The sequence below is a fragment of the Ralstonia sp. GX3-BWBA genome (genome assembly GCF_003290055.1).
Taxonomy (GTDB): domain Bacteria; phylum Pseudomonadota; class Gammaproteobacteria; order Burkholderiales; family Burkholderiaceae; genus Ralstonia; species Ralstonia holmesii.
Window position 1 is genome coordinate 345920 of record NZ_QMKS01000004.1, and the last position, 16992, is coordinate 362911.

At 63.6% G+C, this 16992-nt stretch carries 13 protein-coding genes and 1 tRNA gene; 9 read left to right on the forward strand and 5 right to left on the reverse strand.

Annotated elements, in window-relative coordinates:
• Positions 1-93 precede the first annotated feature (93 nt).
• The 3 genes from DOD19_RS03395 to DOD19_RS03405 all read left to right on the forward strand — a co-directional run bounded on the left by DOD19_RS03395 (position 94) and on the right by DOD19_RS03405 (position 2967).
• The gene (locus DOD19_RS03395; protein ID WP_112184323.1) at positions 94-1401 is read left to right on the forward strand and encodes a replication-associated recombination protein A; all 1308 of its coding nucleotides are present in this window, start codon (positions 94-96) and stop codon (positions 1399-1401) included.
• Between the two features lie 79 nt (positions 1402-1480).
• Positions 1481-2797 (forward strand): serine--tRNA ligase, encoded by a 1317-nt coding sequence (gene serS / locus DOD19_RS03400; RefSeq protein ID WP_112183986.1) that lies wholly within the window; start codon positions 1481-1483, stop codon positions 2795-2797.
• A gap of 80 nt (positions 2798-2877) precedes the next feature.
• Positions 2878-2967: transfer RNA gene (locus DOD19_RS03405), tRNA-Ser, on the forward strand.
• A gap of 91 nt (positions 2968-3058) precedes the next feature.
• Here DOD19_RS03405 and DOD19_RS03410 read toward each other — a convergent pair.
• The 5 genes from DOD19_RS03410 to DOD19_RS03430 all read right to left on the reverse strand — a co-directional run bounded on the left by DOD19_RS03410 (position 3059) and on the right by DOD19_RS03430 (position 8240).
• A complete protein-coding gene (locus tag DOD19_RS03410; protein WP_112183988.1) occupies positions 3059-3970 on the reverse strand; it encodes an acyltransferase in 912 nt (303 codons plus the stop codon).
• A 183-nt stretch (positions 3971-4153) separates the two neighbouring features.
• Positions 4154-5284, reverse strand: a complete 1131-nt coding sequence (locus tag DOD19_RS03415) for a porin (RefSeq protein WP_112183990.1) — start codon at positions 5282-5284, stop codon at positions 4154-4156.
• Between the two features lie 262 nt (positions 5285-5546).
• Complete coding sequence (locus tag DOD19_RS03420; RefSeq protein ID WP_024975085.1) at positions 5547-6476, reverse strand: MBL fold metallo-hydrolase; 930 nt, start codon at positions 6474-6476, stop codon at positions 5547-5549.
• 40 nt (positions 6477-6516) lie between these two features.
• The gene (locus tag DOD19_RS03425; RefSeq protein WP_024975086.1) at positions 6517-7467 is read right to left on the reverse strand and encodes a quinoprotein relay system zinc metallohydrolase 1; all 951 of its coding nucleotides are present in this window, start codon (positions 7465-7467) and stop codon (positions 6517-6519) included.
• Positions 7464-8240 (reverse strand): quinoprotein dehydrogenase-associated SoxYZ-like carrier, encoded by a 777-nt coding sequence (locus DOD19_RS03430; protein WP_112183992.1) that lies wholly within the window; start codon positions 8238-8240, stop codon positions 7464-7466. The genes DOD19_RS03425 and DOD19_RS03430 overlap by 4 nt, the downstream gene beginning before the upstream one ends.
• A gap of 286 nt (positions 8241-8526) precedes the next feature.
• Between DOD19_RS03430 and DOD19_RS03435 the strand changes: the two genes are divergently transcribed.
• The 6 genes from DOD19_RS03435 (at position 8527) to DOD19_RS03460 (ending at position 16954) form a co-directional block, all read left to right on the forward strand.
• A complete protein-coding gene (locus DOD19_RS03435; RefSeq protein WP_024975088.1) occupies positions 8527-10047 on the forward strand; it encodes an aldehyde dehydrogenase family protein in 1521 nt (506 codons plus the stop codon).
• A 258-nt stretch (positions 10048-10305) separates the two neighbouring features.
• Positions 10306-12927 carry a TonB-dependent receptor gene (locus tag DOD19_RS03440; protein ID WP_112183994.1) on the forward strand — a complete coding sequence of 874 codons (2622 nt, stop codon included), beginning with the start codon at positions 10306-10308 and terminating at the stop codon, positions 12925-12927.
• Between the two features lie 20 nt (positions 12928-12947).
• The gene (locus DOD19_RS03445) at positions 12948-14021 is read left to right on the forward strand and encodes a beta-propeller fold lactonase family protein (RefSeq protein WP_112183996.1); all 1074 of its coding nucleotides are present in this window, start codon (positions 12948-12950) and stop codon (positions 14019-14021) included.
• Positions 14008-14583: a cytochrome b gene (locus tag DOD19_RS03450; RefSeq protein WP_112183998.1), complete on the forward strand. Its 576-nt coding sequence runs from the start codon at positions 14008-14010 to the stop codon at positions 14581-14583. Before DOD19_RS03445 ends, DOD19_RS03450 begins: the two co-directional genes overlap by 14 nt.
• A gap of 212 nt (positions 14584-14795) precedes the next feature.
• Positions 14796-16550, forward strand: a complete 1755-nt coding sequence (locus DOD19_RS03455; RefSeq protein ID WP_112183999.1) for a PQQ-dependent methanol/ethanol family dehydrogenase — start codon at positions 14796-14798, stop codon at positions 16548-16550.
• A gap of 71 nt (positions 16551-16621) precedes the next feature.
• A complete protein-coding gene (locus tag DOD19_RS03460; protein WP_024975093.1) occupies positions 16622-16954 on the forward strand; it encodes a c-type cytochrome in 333 nt (110 codons plus the stop codon).
• The last annotated feature ends 38 nt before the right edge of the window (positions 16955-16992 follow it).

Sequence of the window (16992 nt, forward strand, 5' to 3'; positions counted from 1 at the left end):
GTCGCGCGAAGGGGCGCCGGGGTTACGCCCGGTTTCTGCGACAATCCCCGGATGAACGCTTCCGCATCCCTCTTTCCGGACGCGCCCGCCCACATGCCGCTGGCCGAGCGCCTTCGCCCGCATTCTGTCGACGAAGTGATCGGCCAGCAGCATCTGCTGGGGCCGGGCAAGCCGCTGCGCGTGGCCTTCGCTTCTGGCGAGCCGCATTCGATGATCCTGTGGGGCCCGCCCGGCGTTGGAAAAACCACGCTGGCCCGCTTGATGGCCGACGCGTTCGATGCGGAATTCATCGCGCTGTCGGCCGTGCTCTCTGGCGTGAAAGACATCCGCGAGGCCGTCGAGCGCGCTGAGCAATTCCGCGCCAATGGCCGCCGCACGCTCGTGTTCGTCGATGAGGTGCACCGCTTCAACAAAAGCCAGCAAGACGCATTTCTGCCGCACGTGGAAAGCGGGCTGTTCACCTTCATCGGCGCGACCACGGAAAACCCCTCGTTCGAGGTGAACGGTGCATTGCTCTCGCGTGCCGCGGTGTATGTCCTCAAAAGCCTGTCTGACGACGAGCTGAAGCAGTTGGCCGAACGAGCGCGCCAGGAGCTGGGCGGGCTGGAGTGGGCCCCCGCCGCAGTCGACGCCATCGTCGCCTCTGCCGATGGCGATGGCCGCAAGTTGCTCAACAACATTGAAATCGTCACCCGCGCCGCGCGTTCGCAGGCTGAGGGCGATACCGTTCCGGTGGTCGACGAGGCGCTGCTGGCATCGGCGTTGTCGGAAAACCTGCGCCGCTTCGACAAGGGCGGCGACGCGTTCTACGACCAGATCAGTGCACTGCATAAATCCGTGCGCGGCTCCGACCCGGACGGCGCGCTGTACTGGTTCTGCCGCATGCTCGACGGGGGCGCCGACCCGCGCTATCTCGCGCGCCGCATCGTGCGTATGGCATGGGAAGACATTGGGCTGGCCGACCCGCGTGCCGGACGCATCACGCTGGATGCCGCGGAAACGTACGAGCGTCTGGGCTCGCCGGAAGGCGAGCTGGCGTTGGCCCAGGCCGTGATCTACCTGGCCATCGCGCCCAAGTCGAATGCCGGCTACAACGCGTACAACGCAGCACGCGCCTTCGTCAGCCAGGACAAGTCGCGCAACGTGCCCGTGCATCTGCGCAATGCGCCGACCAAGCTGATGAAAGAACTTGGCTACGGCCACGCCTACCGCTACGCGCATGACGAGCCCGAGGCCTACGCCGCTGGCGAAACCTACTTTCCCGACGACCTGCCCGCGCAGAACTGGTACGTGCCGACGCCGCGCGGCCTGGAAGGCAAGATCGGCGAGAAGCTGCGGCACCTGCGCGAGCTGGATGCACAGTGGCATGCCCAGCAGGACAAATCCTCTCGCAACAAATAATCCCCACGGGCCGGTACGATAAAATCGGCCTTTTCGATCATTCAGATCGCTCGCAATCTTCGGTTTCCCTTTTTCCACCATGCTTGATATCCAACTGCTGCGCAAAGACATCGACGCCGTCGCTGCGCGCCTCAAAGATCGCGGCTACGTGCTCGACGTGGCCGGCTTTGCCGCGCTTGAAGCGGAACGCAAGGCCATCCAGACCCGCACAGAAGAGCTGCAGGCACGCCGGAACAGCCTCTCCAAGCAAATTGGCATGCTCAAGGGCAAGGGCGAGGATGCATCGGGCGTGATGGCTGAGGTGTCGGGCATCGGTGACGAGCTGAAGGCGTCTGCCGCGCAACTCGACGTGGTGCAGGCCAAGGTGCAGGAATTGATGCTGTCGATCCCGAACCTGCCGCACGAAAGCGTGCCGGCCGGTCGCGACGAAACGCAGAACGTGGAAGTGCGCCGCGAAGGCACGCCGCGCACCTTCGACTTCCCGGTCAAGGACCACGTAGACCTGGGCGCCGCGCTGGGGCTGGATTTTGACGCGGGCGCCAAGCTGTCGGGCGCGCGATTCACTGTACTCAAGGGGCAGGTGGCGCGTCTGCATCGCGCACTCGCGCAGTTCATGCTCGACACCCACACGCTGGAGCACGGCTACACCGAGGCTTACGTGCCGTACATCGTCAACGCCGCGTCGATGCGTGGCACCGGCCAGTTGCCGAAGTTCGAGGAAGACCTGTTCCGCGTGCCGCGCAAGATGGGGCACAGTGCAGAAGAGGAAGACGGTGAACGCGTCGAGAACTTCTACCTGATCCCGACCGCCGAAGTGCCGCTCACAAACCTCGTGCGCGATGAGATTGTTGCCGCGGACGCGCTGCCGATGATGTTCGCGGCGCATTCGCCGTGCTTCCGTTCCGAAGCCGGGTCGTACGGTAAGGACACGCGCGGCATGATCCGCCAGCACCAGTTCGACAAGGTTGAGATGGTGCAGATCGTGCAGCCAGAAACCTCGGCCGCGGCGCTGGACGCCATGACCAACTGCGCGGAGAACATCTTGCGCAAGCTCGAACTGCCGTTCCGCACCGTCGTGCTTTGCACCGGCGACATGGGCTTCGGCAGCACCAAGACGTACGACATCGAGGTGTGGATTCCGGCGCAGAACACGTACCGCGAGATCAGTTCCTGCTCGAACATGGGCGACTTCCAGGCGCGCCGCATGCAGGCGCGCTTCCGCAACGCGCAGGGCAAGCCGGAGCTGGTGCATACGCTCAACGGTTCGGGCCTCGCCGTGGGCCGTACGCTGGTGGCCGTGCTGGAGAACTACCAGAATGCGGATGGCTCGGTCACGGTGCCGGCGGTGCTGCGCCCGTATCTGGGCGGCCAGGAAGTGCTGAAGCCGGCAGTTTGATCGAGTGGCGCCGACCCTCTTGATCTGGCCGGAAAAATTCTGTTATAGTCGCGGTTTCGCGATTCAGCGACCCAGTTACCGGAGAGGTGGCAGAGTGGTCGAATGTACCTGACTCGAAATCAGGCGTACCGGCGACGGTACCGTGGGTTCGAATCCCACCCTCTCCGCCAGCAGTAGCAAAAGCCCCTTGGTTTTACGACCAAGGGGCTTTTTGTTTGGCGCTTAGATTTCGTCTGGCGAAGAATGCGTCGATACCGGCGGTCACGCTGCGCGGTTTGCCGCCCGCGCCAGCATGTTTTCAATCTGCTGGTCCTTCTCTTCCCAGAGCTGGGCGAGCCAGCGGTGGAAATCGCTACGGAAGGCGGCGTCGGTGCTGTAGTCGTGCGTGCAGAAATCCGGCGGGATCGGCAGCTCGCGGATATGCACCATCACCCGGCCGGCTTGGCCGCTGGCCAGTTGCCAGAAGCTTGGTGTGCCGTCCGGGTAGGCAATGCTGATATCGAGCAGCGACTGGAACCGCCCACCCATGGCATTGAGCGTCAAGGCCAGCGCGCCAGCCTTCGGCTTGAGCAGATGGCGATAGGGCGACGATTGCGTCCGGTGCTTTGAGGGGGTGTATCGCGTGCCTTCGGCAAAGTTCATGACGCTGGTCGGCACGTGGGCGAACTTGGCGCAGGCGCGACGCGTGGTTTCGCGGTCTTGATTGCGCAGCTCGGGGTGCTTGCGCAGCGCCGCTTTGGAGTGCCGACGCATGAACGGGAAATCCAGCGCCCACCAGGCCAGGCCGATGACCGGCACGTAGATCAACTGCTGCTTGAGGAAGAATTTCAGCAGCGGGATGCGCCGGTTCAACACCCGCTGCAGCACAAAGATGTCCACCCACGACCGATGGTTGCAATTGACCAAGTACCAGCCCGCATAGCGCAGGTTGTCGGCGCCTTCCACGCTCCACGGCTCGCGTTGCAGCACGCCGATCCAGGCATTGTTGCAACCGATCCAGCACGTGGCGACCCAGTTGAGCACGGGGTCGATCCGGCGGCGGACCGCCGCTGCCGGCACCAGCAGCTTGAACGCCGAGAGCATGAATAGCGGTGCGCTCCAGAACAGCGTGTTCAACGCCAGCAGGATCGAGCTAAGCGTGCCCAGTACAAAGGCAGGCAGGACGCGAATCAAGGCACCTCCAATGAGCGCCCGCCGGGTGACAGCGGCAGGCAGGAATCGTGATGTTAAGGATACGTGAGCGTAACGCGGATCACCCGCCCAGACCATGCGCTGCGTCAGGATTCATGCTTCGCGTCTGAGGGGCGAAAAAAAACCCTTGGTGTTGGCCAAGGGTTTTTTCTGCTCAGGTACGGCTCAGAACGAATGCTTCAGCCCCACACCCGCCAGCACCGTCTTCGCGCCCGGCGCCGTACCGCCCGCCACGATCGACGTCTTGAGACTTTCCAGCGGATCGGCCGTGCCCACCGCGCCCGCATTCACGTACACGAGCTGCGCATACAGCGTGGTGCGTTTGGAGAATGCGTAGTCGTTGCTTAGCACGATCGACTTGGTGGAACTGTCGTGCGCGCCGCTTTCGTACTTGCTGTAGTAGCCGGCCAGCGTGGCGGTATTGGCGGGGCTCCACTTGTAGTCGAGCCCGGCGCCGATCGATTTGACGTCCGATACGCGTTGGCCGGTCGGCGCGTTGTTGGTGACGCCGATGTAGTTCAGCCGGCCCGTGAAGGCATCGAAAGGCACGGCCACACCTGCGCTCCACAAGCGGCTGAGGGTCTCGCCCGTGCCACTGTCCGCCGTTGACTGATAGCCCAGGCCGACTGTGACCGGGCCCGTGTACGTGGCACCCAGCGAGAGTTCATTGCCGCGTTTGAAGCTGCCGGCGGTCTCGCCAAATGAATACGCAACGCCCAGCCACACGGGGCCGAAGTTGTTGGAGTACTGCAGTGCGTTGCCAATGAACACGCCCACATCGTTGCCGGGGTTGGTGCCGGCGCCCATCGCGTTGCCCGGTGCGGGCAGTTGGTTGTAGGCCCAGCCGTACAGGTTCGAGAACTGCTCCTTGAAGCCGCGCACTTCCGTGCCGATCGTACCGATGAGCGCCGGACTGTACTGGCGCCCAAGCGTGATCGCTCCCCAGTTGCCGCTGAGGCCAACGTTCGCTTGCCGGCGGAACAGCTCGGAGCTGAAGCCGGGGCCGGTGGTGAGCGTGCCGGTGTCGCTGCTGAAATGCCCTTCGAGGTTGAAGTTGGCCTTCAACCCACTGCCCAGGTCTTCCGACCCCTTGAGGCCCCAGATGCTCGGGCTGATGCCGCCCGAATGCACTTCGGTGATGCTGCCGCCGGCCGCACTGCGGTTTTGATACTGGAGTCCGGCATCGACTGTGCCGTAGATCGTGACCGACGATTGTGCGATGGCGCCGCTCGCTGCGCAGCCGAGGGCGGCAGCAATGGCGGTCAGGACGCAGGGTCGAAGGCGTGTGTTCTGCATGTTGTCTCCGTATTGTCGTTGTGTGATGCGTCCATTGAATTGGCTCGGACGCATGCGGTGTTGGCGCCAAACACGCGGGGCGCGCGCTCAACGTCGGCGGGACTTTGCAATATGCGTACCACGACGTTCGCCGCGCATTGCACGGAGTTGCAGTCCGTTGCTTAACGTTTGCGGATGCCCGCGGCTGTGCGTGCGATGTGGCGTGGCGGGACAGTTGGTGCAACACATGTCCGCTCTCTGTTGCGCAGTGGAGCAGCCGCAGTCAGACCCTTGGCGCGCTTTGCATCCAGCGATCTTCGAGCTCGCGCCATGCACGTCCGACGTTCAGCGCATGGCGGGGGTCGAAGTTTCGCCAGTCGCGATAGGCGTCGCCCGGGACGTACGCGAGCGCGCGTGCTGCATCGCCCCCGGCTTCAATGGCCTGCGTGATCGCGCTATCGAGCATGTCGAGATAGGCGAGTGTTGGTTGCAGCATCTGCGCCGGTGTGCCGATGGCGGTGCCGACGACGATGGTGGCGGGCAATTGAACAAGCGCATGCAATGCTTGCCGCCAACCGACCAGCGAGCCGTCCTGCAGGTCGGGAATGCGCTGCCGATATGCCAGGCCACCCGTGCACAGCACGCCGCGCTGCGGCGCGTACAGCACCGTGTCGGAAGCGCTGTGCGCAGCTGTGCAGACGTGAACTTGCCAGGCTGTCTTGCCGGTGTGCAGCCAATCGCCATCGCGCAATGCGGGTTCGGGATAGACGATCTGCGTTTCGTGCATGACGCGCGCACCGAGCAGGGCGGTCAGCCGCGCCAGACAGGTCTGGCAACGCTGGCGCATCAGGTCGGTGGTGGCGGCCGATGCCAGGAAGGCGGGGCGCGGCTGCAGTTGCGCGAACGCCGCGTTGGCGAGCACGTGCTCCGGGTGCGCGTGCGTGTTGACCACCCAGCGGATCGGTTCAGCCGTGATGTGCCGGATGGCCGCGATCAGATGGTGTCCCCATCGCGCGTGCGGGCCCGGGTCCACCACAAGCACGCCGTTGCCGGTCGTGTGCACCAGCGTGGGCACGACTTCTCCGGCATTCCCGCGCGAGGCTTCTGCGTTGACAGCGCGCGCAGCGTACAGGCCATCCTGCAGACGCAACAGCGTAACGCGGGCGGGTGCCGCAGACGCCGTCGGCGCCGGATTGATCAGGGTCGCGAGCATGATGCGCATCCAGCGTCGCCGCGCGGGGTCTGGCGCCATGTCAGGGCGCCAGCGCGGCGTTCTCGTAGCGTGGGTAGAAGCGGGTCACGTTGCGCACGTACTCCGCGGGCATTCCGCCCCATTGCGCGTAGGGCGCGTCTACCGGCATGGCAATCACCTCTGCAAGGTCGCGTCCTTCTGCGGCCGCGCGGCGCATGCGTGCATCGAGCCACTGCAGGTACTGACGTGTCTGTGCAATGGCATCTGCCTTGCCGAGCGCGGGCCCGTGGCTGGGGATCAACATGCGCGCGCCGCTGTCGGCAACGATCTTCTGCAACCGATCGAGGCTGGCCAGCCAATGCGCAATGTTGGCGTGCGGCGTGGTGGGAATCCGGTCTCGAAAGGCAATGCCGCCGGCGAAGACGACACCGCTGGTCCGGTCCACCAAGACGAGATCATCATCGGTATGCCCATCGAGGCGGATGAGGTCGATGCGGTGGCTGCCCATGGTGCGTGTGCCGGGCGTCAATGGCACGCCCGGCGGTGTGGATACCGTGTTCTGCATCCACGCGCCGCAGATGCGGTAGAGATTGTCGGCATAGGCCGCGCCTTCGCGTTGCGCACCGGCAATGGTGCCGGGCAGCGCCTGGGCGCCGATATCCGCATAGGCCTGGTTGCCGAAGAAATAGTCGGGATGCAGGTTGAGGTTGAACACCCAGCGCACCGGCGCCGAGGTGACTGTGCGGATGGCCTGGCGCTGCTGTTCGCCGTACAGCAGCGACGGCCCGGTGTTGATGACGAGCACGCCGTCGCCCGTATCAATAAAGCCGGTGTTGATGATGTTGCAGCCGTTGCGCGCCGAAAAATCTGCGTTGGCGCCTTCCAGCACCCAGACGCCGGGCGCAACCGGGTGCGGTACGAGGTGGTAATCGGGGCTCTCTGCGCGCGCGCTGGCAGTCAACATCGCCAGGCACAGCAGCAGGAGCCCCAACCGTTGGTGCCGTCGGTTCATCGTGTCACCTGTGCGCGGATGCGGTTGCCGTTGTTGTCGACGCCGGCCACGCTGATGCCGCGTTCAACGGGGCCATCCAGATCGAACGAGAAGATCGGGTTCTCGGCCACGGGCTCGTACAGCGCCAGTTCAAGCATGGGCTGCCGCCGGGCATCGAGCAGGTTGAGCTGCTCGATATGGAAGGATGGAATGCCTGCCAGCAAGCCCGTGTCCATCGGATGCATCACGCGCAGGCGGATGCGGCTGCCTGCGCCGTTGAAGCCCGGAAACACGCGCGACTCCACCTGGTTCAGCGTGGTGCTCCACGTGGAGTTCTGGCGGGTGGCCCCGGGCAGCGTGCAGCCGCCGCCGGTGGCGTCCACCTGCAAGGTGCCGACATGCCACACACCGTCCTGCGTACGCGCCGCAACGCGCACCGCAGAGGCCTCCTGCAGCTTGAACCGGAACGACAGCGCCGGGCGCACGTGCATCGGCGCGAATTCCAGCACCTTGCGGATCGGGTTGCGGTCGACCACGACGACGATGCGCTCCACCTTGCCGAGCGCCGACGCGTCAAACGCAATCGGCACCTGCATCGGGTCTTCCGCAAATGCCGGCCCGGTGATCCTGATGCGGCTGTCGAACGTTGTTCGCGCCGCGCCAAACACCTCCTGCTGAATCGTCGGCCAGAGCGGGGAGCCCGCCGGGTCGATATTCGTCTCGGCGCGGGCCGGCCAGGACAGGCACGCAGCGGCCAGCGCGGCAGCGGCAGCATGGAGTGAAGCCGTTCTCATCGTGTGCCTTGGCAGGTTCAGGTGAAAGGCCCATGTTGCGAAAGTCATGCCATGCAAGCGGTGTGTCCGCACGCGCGTCCATCGGGTGTTCAGGTGATGGGGCGTTGAGCTTTGCAACACCTGTTGTTCCATTCTGGAGCACTCTCGCAGGCCAATTGGCGTGAACAAGCGATTGGGAGTGGATGCAGCATCCGCCGCAGGGGATGGCCCGGGTTTTGCAGATGACGACCGGACACAGCGCAGACAACGACGCTGCGGTCATCACTCAAACATCAGGAGACAACCCATGCGTTACGCTCATCCCGGCACTCCCGGCGCCATCGTTTCGTTCAAGCCGCGCTATGGCAATTTCATCGGTGGCGAATTCGTGTCGCCGGTCAAGGGCCAGTACTTCACCAACACCACGCCGGTGACGGGCGAGGTGATCGGCGAGTTCCCGCGCTCGACCGCTGAAGACATCGACCGCGCGCTCGACGCCGCGCATGCTGCCGCTGACGCCTGGGGGCGCACTTCGGTGCAGGACCGCTCGCTGATCCTGCTGAAGATCGCCGACCGCATCGAGCAGAACCTCGAACTGCTGGCCGTGACTGAAACGTGGGACAACGGCAAGCCCGTGCGTGAAACGCTGAACGCCGACATTCCGCTGGCCGTGGACCACTTCCGCTACTTCGCCGGCTGCATTCGTGCGCAAGAGGGTTCCGCTGCCGAAATCAACGAGCACACCGTGGCGTATCACATCCACGAGCCGCTGGGCGTGGTCGGCCAGATCATCCCGTGGAATTTCCCGCTGCTGATGGCGGCATGGAAGCTGGCGCCTGCACTGGCTGCTGGCAACTGCGTGGTGCTCAAGCCGGCCGAGCAGACGCCGCTGGGTATCTGCGTGCTGATGGAACTGATTGGCGATTTGCTGCCGGCAGGTGTGCTCAACGTCGTGCACGGCTACGGCAAGGAAGCCGGCGAGGCATTGGCCACCAGCAAACGCATTGCGAAGATCGCCTTCACGGGCTCGACGCCGGTGGGCTCGCACATCATGAAGTGCGCGGCCGAAAACATCATCCCGTCGACGGTGGAGCTGGGCGGCAAGTCGCCCAACATCTACTTCGAAGACATCATGCAGGCCGAGCCGAGCTTCATCGAGAAGGCCGCCGAAGGCCTGGTGCTGGGCTTCTTCAACCAGGGCGAGGTATGCACGTGCCCGTCGCGCGCGCTGGTGCAGGAATCCATCTACAGCCGCTTCATGGATGCGGTGATGACCAAGGTGGCCGCCATCAAGCGCGGTGACCCGCTCGACACCGAGACCATGGTTGGCGCGCAGGCTTCGGAGCAGCAGTTCTACAAGATCCGCAGTTACCTAGAGATCGCGCAGGAGGAAGGTGCCGAATGCCTGGTCGGTGGCGACGTGGAAGTGCTGCCCGGCAATCTGTCGAAGGGCTACTACATCAAGCCGACGCTGCTCAAGGGCGACAACAGCATGCGTGTGTTCCAGGAAGAGATCTTCGGCCCGGTGATTGCCGTGACGACGTTCAAGGACGAGGCACAGGCCCTGCAGATCGCCAACGACACCGACTTTGGCCTGGGCGCCGGTCTGTGGACGCGCGACATCAACCGCGCGTACCGAGTGGGTCGCGCCATCAAGGCGGGACGCGTGTGGACGAACTGCTACCACCTGTATCCGGCGCACGCGGCGTTTGGTGGCTACAAGAAGTCGGGCGTGGGCCGCGAGACCCACAAGATGATGCTCGACCACTATCAGCAGACCAAGAACCTGCTGGTGAGCTACGACACCAACCCGCTGGGCTTCTTCTGATGGTGTAGCGGGACGGCTGGCGCATGGTCATCGACACCCGTGCGCCAGCCGCTGACCTGCGAGGCAAAGACCTCGCCGGCGAGAAAAGAAGAGGAGACATGGCCATGCGCCCACCACATGCACTGCCGCAACGCGCGCAGGTGTCACCCCCATCGCCGCTGATTCCCAGCGGGGAATAGTCCTCGCCACGCTTCGACTTCCGGACATGCCGTTGGCGCACCGGGGCTCGGCGAGCGAGAAACACCAGGGAGACACTCCGTGCATTCGAATACCAGCCGTTCGGGGAAGGACGCCAGCCGTCTGCGTAACGCCGGGCCGCGTCTGGCCGGCGGGGTGGCGGCGCTCGCTGCCGCGGGCCTGTACTCGCCGGCCTTTGCCGAAGACCAGATCATTGCGGTGGCGTTGCCCACCGCCCAGGTCGTCGGCTCAACCCCGATCGACAGCATTGGCGTTCCGCTGTCGCAGTTCCCTGCCAATGCGCAGCGCATTAGCGCAAAGGATGCGCGCGAGCAACGCAGCTCGAATCTGGCGGACCTGCTGAACGATAACCTCGGCCAGGTCAGCATCAGCAATGGGTCGGGCAATCCGTACCAGAACGACATCAACTACCGCGGGTTTCAGGTGTCTTCGCTGCTGGGCGTGCCCATTGGCGTGTCGGTCTACTTTGATGGCGTGCGGATGAACGAGCCCTTCGGCTCCATCGTCAACTGGGATCTCATTCCCATGAACGCGATGTCCAGCGTCAACATCCTGCCGGGCTCCAATCCGATGTTCGGCCTCAACACCCTGGGCGGCGCGCTTGTCGTCAACACCAAGAACGGAAAGGACAACGCGGGCACGTCGATCGAGGCGCTGGGCGGGTCGTTTGGCCGCCGGGCGCTGAGCTTCGAGACCGGCGGTGCTGACAAGGCGCACGGCACCGATTACTTCGTCGCCGGCAACTTCGACCGGCAGGACGGCTTTCGTGACCACTCAGGTTCCGAGGTCAAGCAACTGTATGGAAAGGCGCGGTGGCACGGCAACGACGGCGCTACCCAACTGGAACTGTCAGCTGCACTGGCAGATACCTCGCTGAGCGGCACGCAGTCGCTGCCGATGGACATGATGGCCAACCGCAGCGCAGCCTATACGTGGCCCGACACCATCTCAAACCGGATGGCGATGCTGAACCTGAAGGGCAGCCATTGGTTGAACGACACCAATCAACTGGCCGGTAGCGTCTACTACCGCAAGGCCAACCTGCACAACGTCAACAGCAACGCGCAGCTGGACGACGGCTGCTTCAATGACGACGGCTCGCTGGCGACGACCACCGTAGGTGGCATCACCGGCTACCAATGCGCGAACAGGGCGCCGAACGGCACGGCAGTGAATGCCGTGACCGGCGCCAATGCGCTGGCGCTGGGCTACGGCCGCTGGACGAACGCCATCAACACGAGCGTCGTCGATTCCGCCACGCATGAGGACACGGTGGGCTCCTCCCTGCAGTGGTCGAACTTCAGCCAACTGGCGGGACGCAACAATACGTTCACGTTCGGTGGTGCGTTCGACCATTCGCGCATCACGTACGATCAGACCACTTACCTGGCTCGGTTGATCAACTATCAGGCCGTGGTGATTCCCAATCAGGAGTACGGATTCACCACTAATGGATCGGCACCGTCGACATCGAACCCGGCTTTGTTCACAGGCAGCAACGTGATCGGCGCGGTCAACCTGTCGTCCAACGTCAACAACTTCAGCGCGTATTTCACCGATACGTTGAGCGTGACGGAAAAGCTGAGCGTGACGGCATCCGGAAGCTTCAACTACACCACCCTCAACCAGGGTGGCGCCAACAACAAATACCTGAACGGTGACGGCGGTTACGCCTGGACGGATGACGTATCGGGCGTGTCGTACTACAACCCCGGCTATGCGAACGCCTATCGGTATTCGAACGCTGGATCGGGTGTGGCATCCACCCCGAACGGAGTTCCGGCAGGGGCGGTGGCGGGGCCGGAAACCAACAGTCTGGCCGGCTCGCACCATTACCACCGGTTCAACCCGGCATTGGGATTCAACTACGACCTTGGGGCGGGGCAGGGCATCTTCGGCAGCTATAGCGAATCGATGCGCGCGCCGACATCGATCGAGTTGTCTTGCGCCGATCCAAACAGCCCGTGCTCGCTGCCGACCGGGTTCAACGGTGATCCGGACCTCAAGCCCGTGGTGGCCAAGACCATCGAGTTCGGCGGCCGCGGAAAGCTCGGCAAGTCCACCTACTGGAGCGCGTCTGTCTATGACTCGCGCCTCAGCAATGACATCCAGTTCATCGCCACGTCAAACACCTACGGCTACTTCGCCAACGTCGGCAAGACCGAGCGGCGCGGCTTTGAACTGGGCGCGAGCACGAAGATCGACAAGTGGTCGTTGTCGGCCAACTTTGGTTATGTCGATGCAATCTACAAGTCGGCATTCACCACGGCCAGCGGGCAGAACGTGGTCAGCGGCAACAAGATCCCGGGCATCCCCGCGAAGACGCTCAAGCTTGGCGCGTCGTACGCCTTCAGCCCGAACCTGTCGATGGGCGGGAACGTGATCCTGGTCAGCAAGCAGATCGCGCACGGCAACGAAAGCAATGCCGACCCGAACGGCCAGGTGGCCGGCTACGGCCTCGTCAATCTGAACCTGCACTACAAGCCGACAAGCAACCTCGAAATCTCGGCGTACATCAGCAACCTGTTCAACAAGCGCTATTCCACGTACGGCCTCTCGGGCACCCGGAGCATCTACACGCTGGCGACGCAGCAGTTCATGACGCCGGCGTCACCACGCGCAATCTGGATTGGCCTGACGTATTCATTTGGAGGCAAGGCCTCCGGTGCCGACAAGGACTGAGCCCCTTCGAAGAGACGATCATGAATGCATTGACCTATTACATCCGGATTGCCACGTTGATCAGCGTGGGTTTGGTATCGACGCTGCAGGCGGTTGCCGAGGTGCCGGACCCCATCGCGTATGTCACGAATCAGGGGGGCGGTGTGACCGTGCTGAATGCACGCACGCTCAAACAGGTTGACGAGGTTGCCGTGGGCAAGGACCCGCGCGGCCTTGCAGTCACCCCCGATGGCCGCTGGCTGCTGACGGCCAACCAGGGCAGCGCCGATGTGTCGGTGGTCGATACGGGCACGCGTAAGGAGGTCAAGCGCATCGCGGTCGGCAGGAATGTCGAATTCATGCGCATCTCGCCGGATGGCCGCCGGGCGTTCGTCACCTACGAGCCTTCGTCGGAAGGTGGGCCGCCGGCCAAGAACGACCGTGCCGGGAAAGGCGAGGAGGCCGAGAAGGATGAAGCCCCCGCTGAAGTCGCAATCATCGATCTCAGCCAGTGGGCCGTGGTTGGCCGCATCAAGGCCGCCCGCGAGACCGAAGCCATCGAATTTTCACCGGGGGGCAGGTTGCTGCTGGTGGCGAACGAGGGTGACAACACGGTCGGCGTCTATGAGTTGTCCACGCTCAAGCAGATCCGGCGGGTGGATGTTGCGCCGTTCGGCAATCGGCCGCGCGGCATCAAGATCGCGCCGGATGGAAAGACCTATGTGGTGACGCTGGAAAACTCGAACAACCTGTTGTTGCTCGACGCCGCTTTCAAGCCGATCAAGACAGTGCCTACTGGGCAGGGGCCGTACGGTATCGCGTTTGACCGAGAGGGCCGATACCTCTGGGTGGCCGCCAGCCGAGCGGATCAGCTGCAGGTGTTCGATGCCCGTACCTTCGCACCGGTGGCCACCATTCCGGTGGGCAAGCGTTGCTGGCATTTCAGCTTCACGCCCGGCGAGCAGAAGCTGCTGCTTGCCTGCGGCCGGTCGAACAGTGTGCAGGTGATCGACGCGCAGAAGCGCGAGGTCGTCGATACGCTCCCGGGTTACAAGCTGCCCTGGGGCGTGGTGACCTATCCAACCTCGGTGGGCACGCTTGATGCGCCGCGCTGATCGACCCACCCCCGCAATGGCGCCTGCCTACGCGGGCCTGCCGATCGCTTTGCATTGGGTGAGCGCATTGCTGCTATGCGGGCTGTTTGCGCTGGGCTACTACATGACCGGGTTGGCCAAGGGCGCGCCCGGCAAGGCTGCCTGGGTGAATCTGCATAAATCGCTCGGCCTGACGGCGGCGCTGGTAATCGCGTGGCGCGTGGCCGTGCGCCTGCGCCGTGCTGCGCCGCCTTCGATTCCGGGGCTGCACTGCTGGGAGGCGGAGCTTGCGCGCATCACCCACCGCCTGCTCTACATGTGCATGGTCGTCATGCCGCTGTCGGGCTACTTCGGGTCTTCGTTCAATCAATATGGAACGCGCTTCTGGGGCGTGCCGCTGCCGCGCTGGGGTTGGGTCGACAGCGCACTGCAGCACATGTTCTACACGGTACACAGCACGACGGCCGATCTGCTGCTCTGCCTGGTTGCCTTCCACGTTGCCGGAGTGATCAAGCACCAATGGCTCGATGCACAGCGGTGTATGCAGCGCATGTTGCCTGGCCGGCGCTCCCGCGCGCTGTAGGCCGCGGTCTTCGCGGGCTGCGTTCATTGCGTTGCTCCATTTCGCAACAGAACACGCGATGTGTTGCGGTATGGCACGCAACACCGCACTGCAAGTCGGTTGAAACCGTGATTTCACGGCGTTTTTTGATGGCACGGGATTTGCCCTGAGTCCGACCGGTGTGACATCACACTGCCGGACCTGGACCATAAATAGAGGTAGAGGAGACAAGAATGAGGACACTACGAGTGATTGCACTTGCGGCTGCGATGGCGGCAGCAAGTGTTGCCGTGCACGCGGCAACGCCCCCCGTTACCGATGCCATGATCGAGAACGACGCGAAATCGTCGAACGACGTGCTGACCTGGGGTATGGGTACGCAAGGGCAGCGCTTCTCGACGCTCACCAAGATCAACACGAAGAATGTCAGCCAGCTCGTGCCGGCATGGTCGTTCTCGTTTGGCGGTGAGAAGCAGCGCGGGCAGGAAGCCCAGCCGCTGATCTACAACGGCAAGATGTTCGTCACCGCGTCGTACTCGCGCATCTATGCGATCGACCTGAAGACCGGCAAGAAGCTGTGGAAGTACGAGCAGCGTCTGCCAGAAGGCATCATGCCTTGCTGCGACGTCGTCAACCGTGGCGCCGCGCTGTACGACAACCTCGTCATCTTCTCCACGCTGGATGCGCAACTGATCGCGCTCAATCAGGACACCGGCAAGATCGTCTGGAAAGAGAAGATCGAAGACTACGCCGCCGGCTACTCGACGACCGCCGCACCGCTGATCGTGAAGGGCATGGTACTGACGGGCGTGTCGGGTGGCGAGTTTGGCGTGGTGGGCCGTGTGGAAGCGCGCGATGCCAAGACCGGTCAGTTGATCTGGTCCCGTCCGACGGTCGAAGGCCACATGGGCTACAAGTACGACAAGGACGGCAACAAGACCGAGAACGGCATGACGGGCACGCTCAACGCGAGCTGGCCCGGCGAGACGTGGAAGACCGGTGGCGCATCGACGTGGCTGGGCGGCACGTATGACCCGCAGACCAACCTGGTCTACTTTGGTACCGGCAACCCGGGGCCGTGGAACAGCCACCTGCGCAAGGGCGACAACCTGTATTCGTCGTCGACGCTGGCAATCAACCCGGACACCGGCAAGATCGTCTGGCACTACCAGAACACACCGAACGACGGCTGGGATTTCGACGGCGTGAACGAGTTCGTGACGTTCGACATGGACGGCAAGCGCGTCGGCGGCAAGGCTGACCGTAACGGCTTCTTCTACGTGAACGACGCGAAGAGCGGCAAGCTGCTCAACGCGTTCCCGTTCGTGAAGGTCAACTGGGCCACCAGCATCGACCTCAAGACCGGCCGCCCGAACTATGCACCGGACCACCGGCCAGGCGATCCGGCGCAAGCCACGGGTGAAGACAAAAAGGGCAAGTCGGTGTTTGCCGAGCCCGGCTTTCTGGGCGGCAAGAACCAGATGCCGATGGCTTACAGCCCGCAAACCGGTCTGTTTTACGTGCCCGCCAACGAGTGGGGCATGGAGATCTGGAACGAGCCCGTCAGCTACAAGAAGGGCGCGGCCTACCTGGGCGCCGGCTTCACCATCAAGCCTCTCAATGAGGATTACATCGGCGCACTGCGCGCGATCAACCCCAAGACCGGCAAGATCGAATGGCAGATCAAGAACAACGCCCCGCTGTGGGGTGGTGTGATGACGACTGCCGGCGGCCTGGTGTTCTGGGGCACGCCCGAGGGCTATCTGAAGGCGGCCGATGCCAAGACCGGCAAGGAGCTTTGGGAATTCCAGACCGGCAGCGGCATCGTTGCGCCGCCCGTCACCTGGGAAGACAACGGCGAGCAGTTCGTGGCCGTGGTGTCGGGCTGGGGTGGTGCAGTGCCGCTGTGGGGCGGTGAAGTGGCCAAGCGCGTGAACTTCCTGGAGCAGGGCGGTTCGGTTTGGGTGTTCAAGTTGCACAAGAACTGACGTGCTGAGTTGAGCGCTGCGCGTCCTTTGCGGCGCGCAGCCTCTCGCACAGCTTCATGGAGTTTCAGATCGTGATCATGCGTAATGGAGTGTTTTCGTTGCTGGCGGTAGCGTGCGCAGCAATTGGCGCGGCACCCGCCCATGCCGCCCCCGACATGCAGGCCCTGGCCGACAAGAGCGGCTGCTTCTCGTGCCACAGCATGCATGCCAAGATCGTCGGCCCAGCCTTTGCCGACGTGGCTGCCAAGTACAAGGGCGATGCTGATGCGCCGACCAGGCTGGCGCAGAAAGTACGCGAAGGCGGCAAGGGCACATGGGGCCGTATCCCAATGCCCGCGCATCCCGACCTCAAGGAAGACGAGGCGAAGCAACTCGTGGCCTGGGTGTTAAGTTCAGGCTCCTGAGCGTCTACGTCGCTCGCAAGGGAAGAGGGCCGGCATTG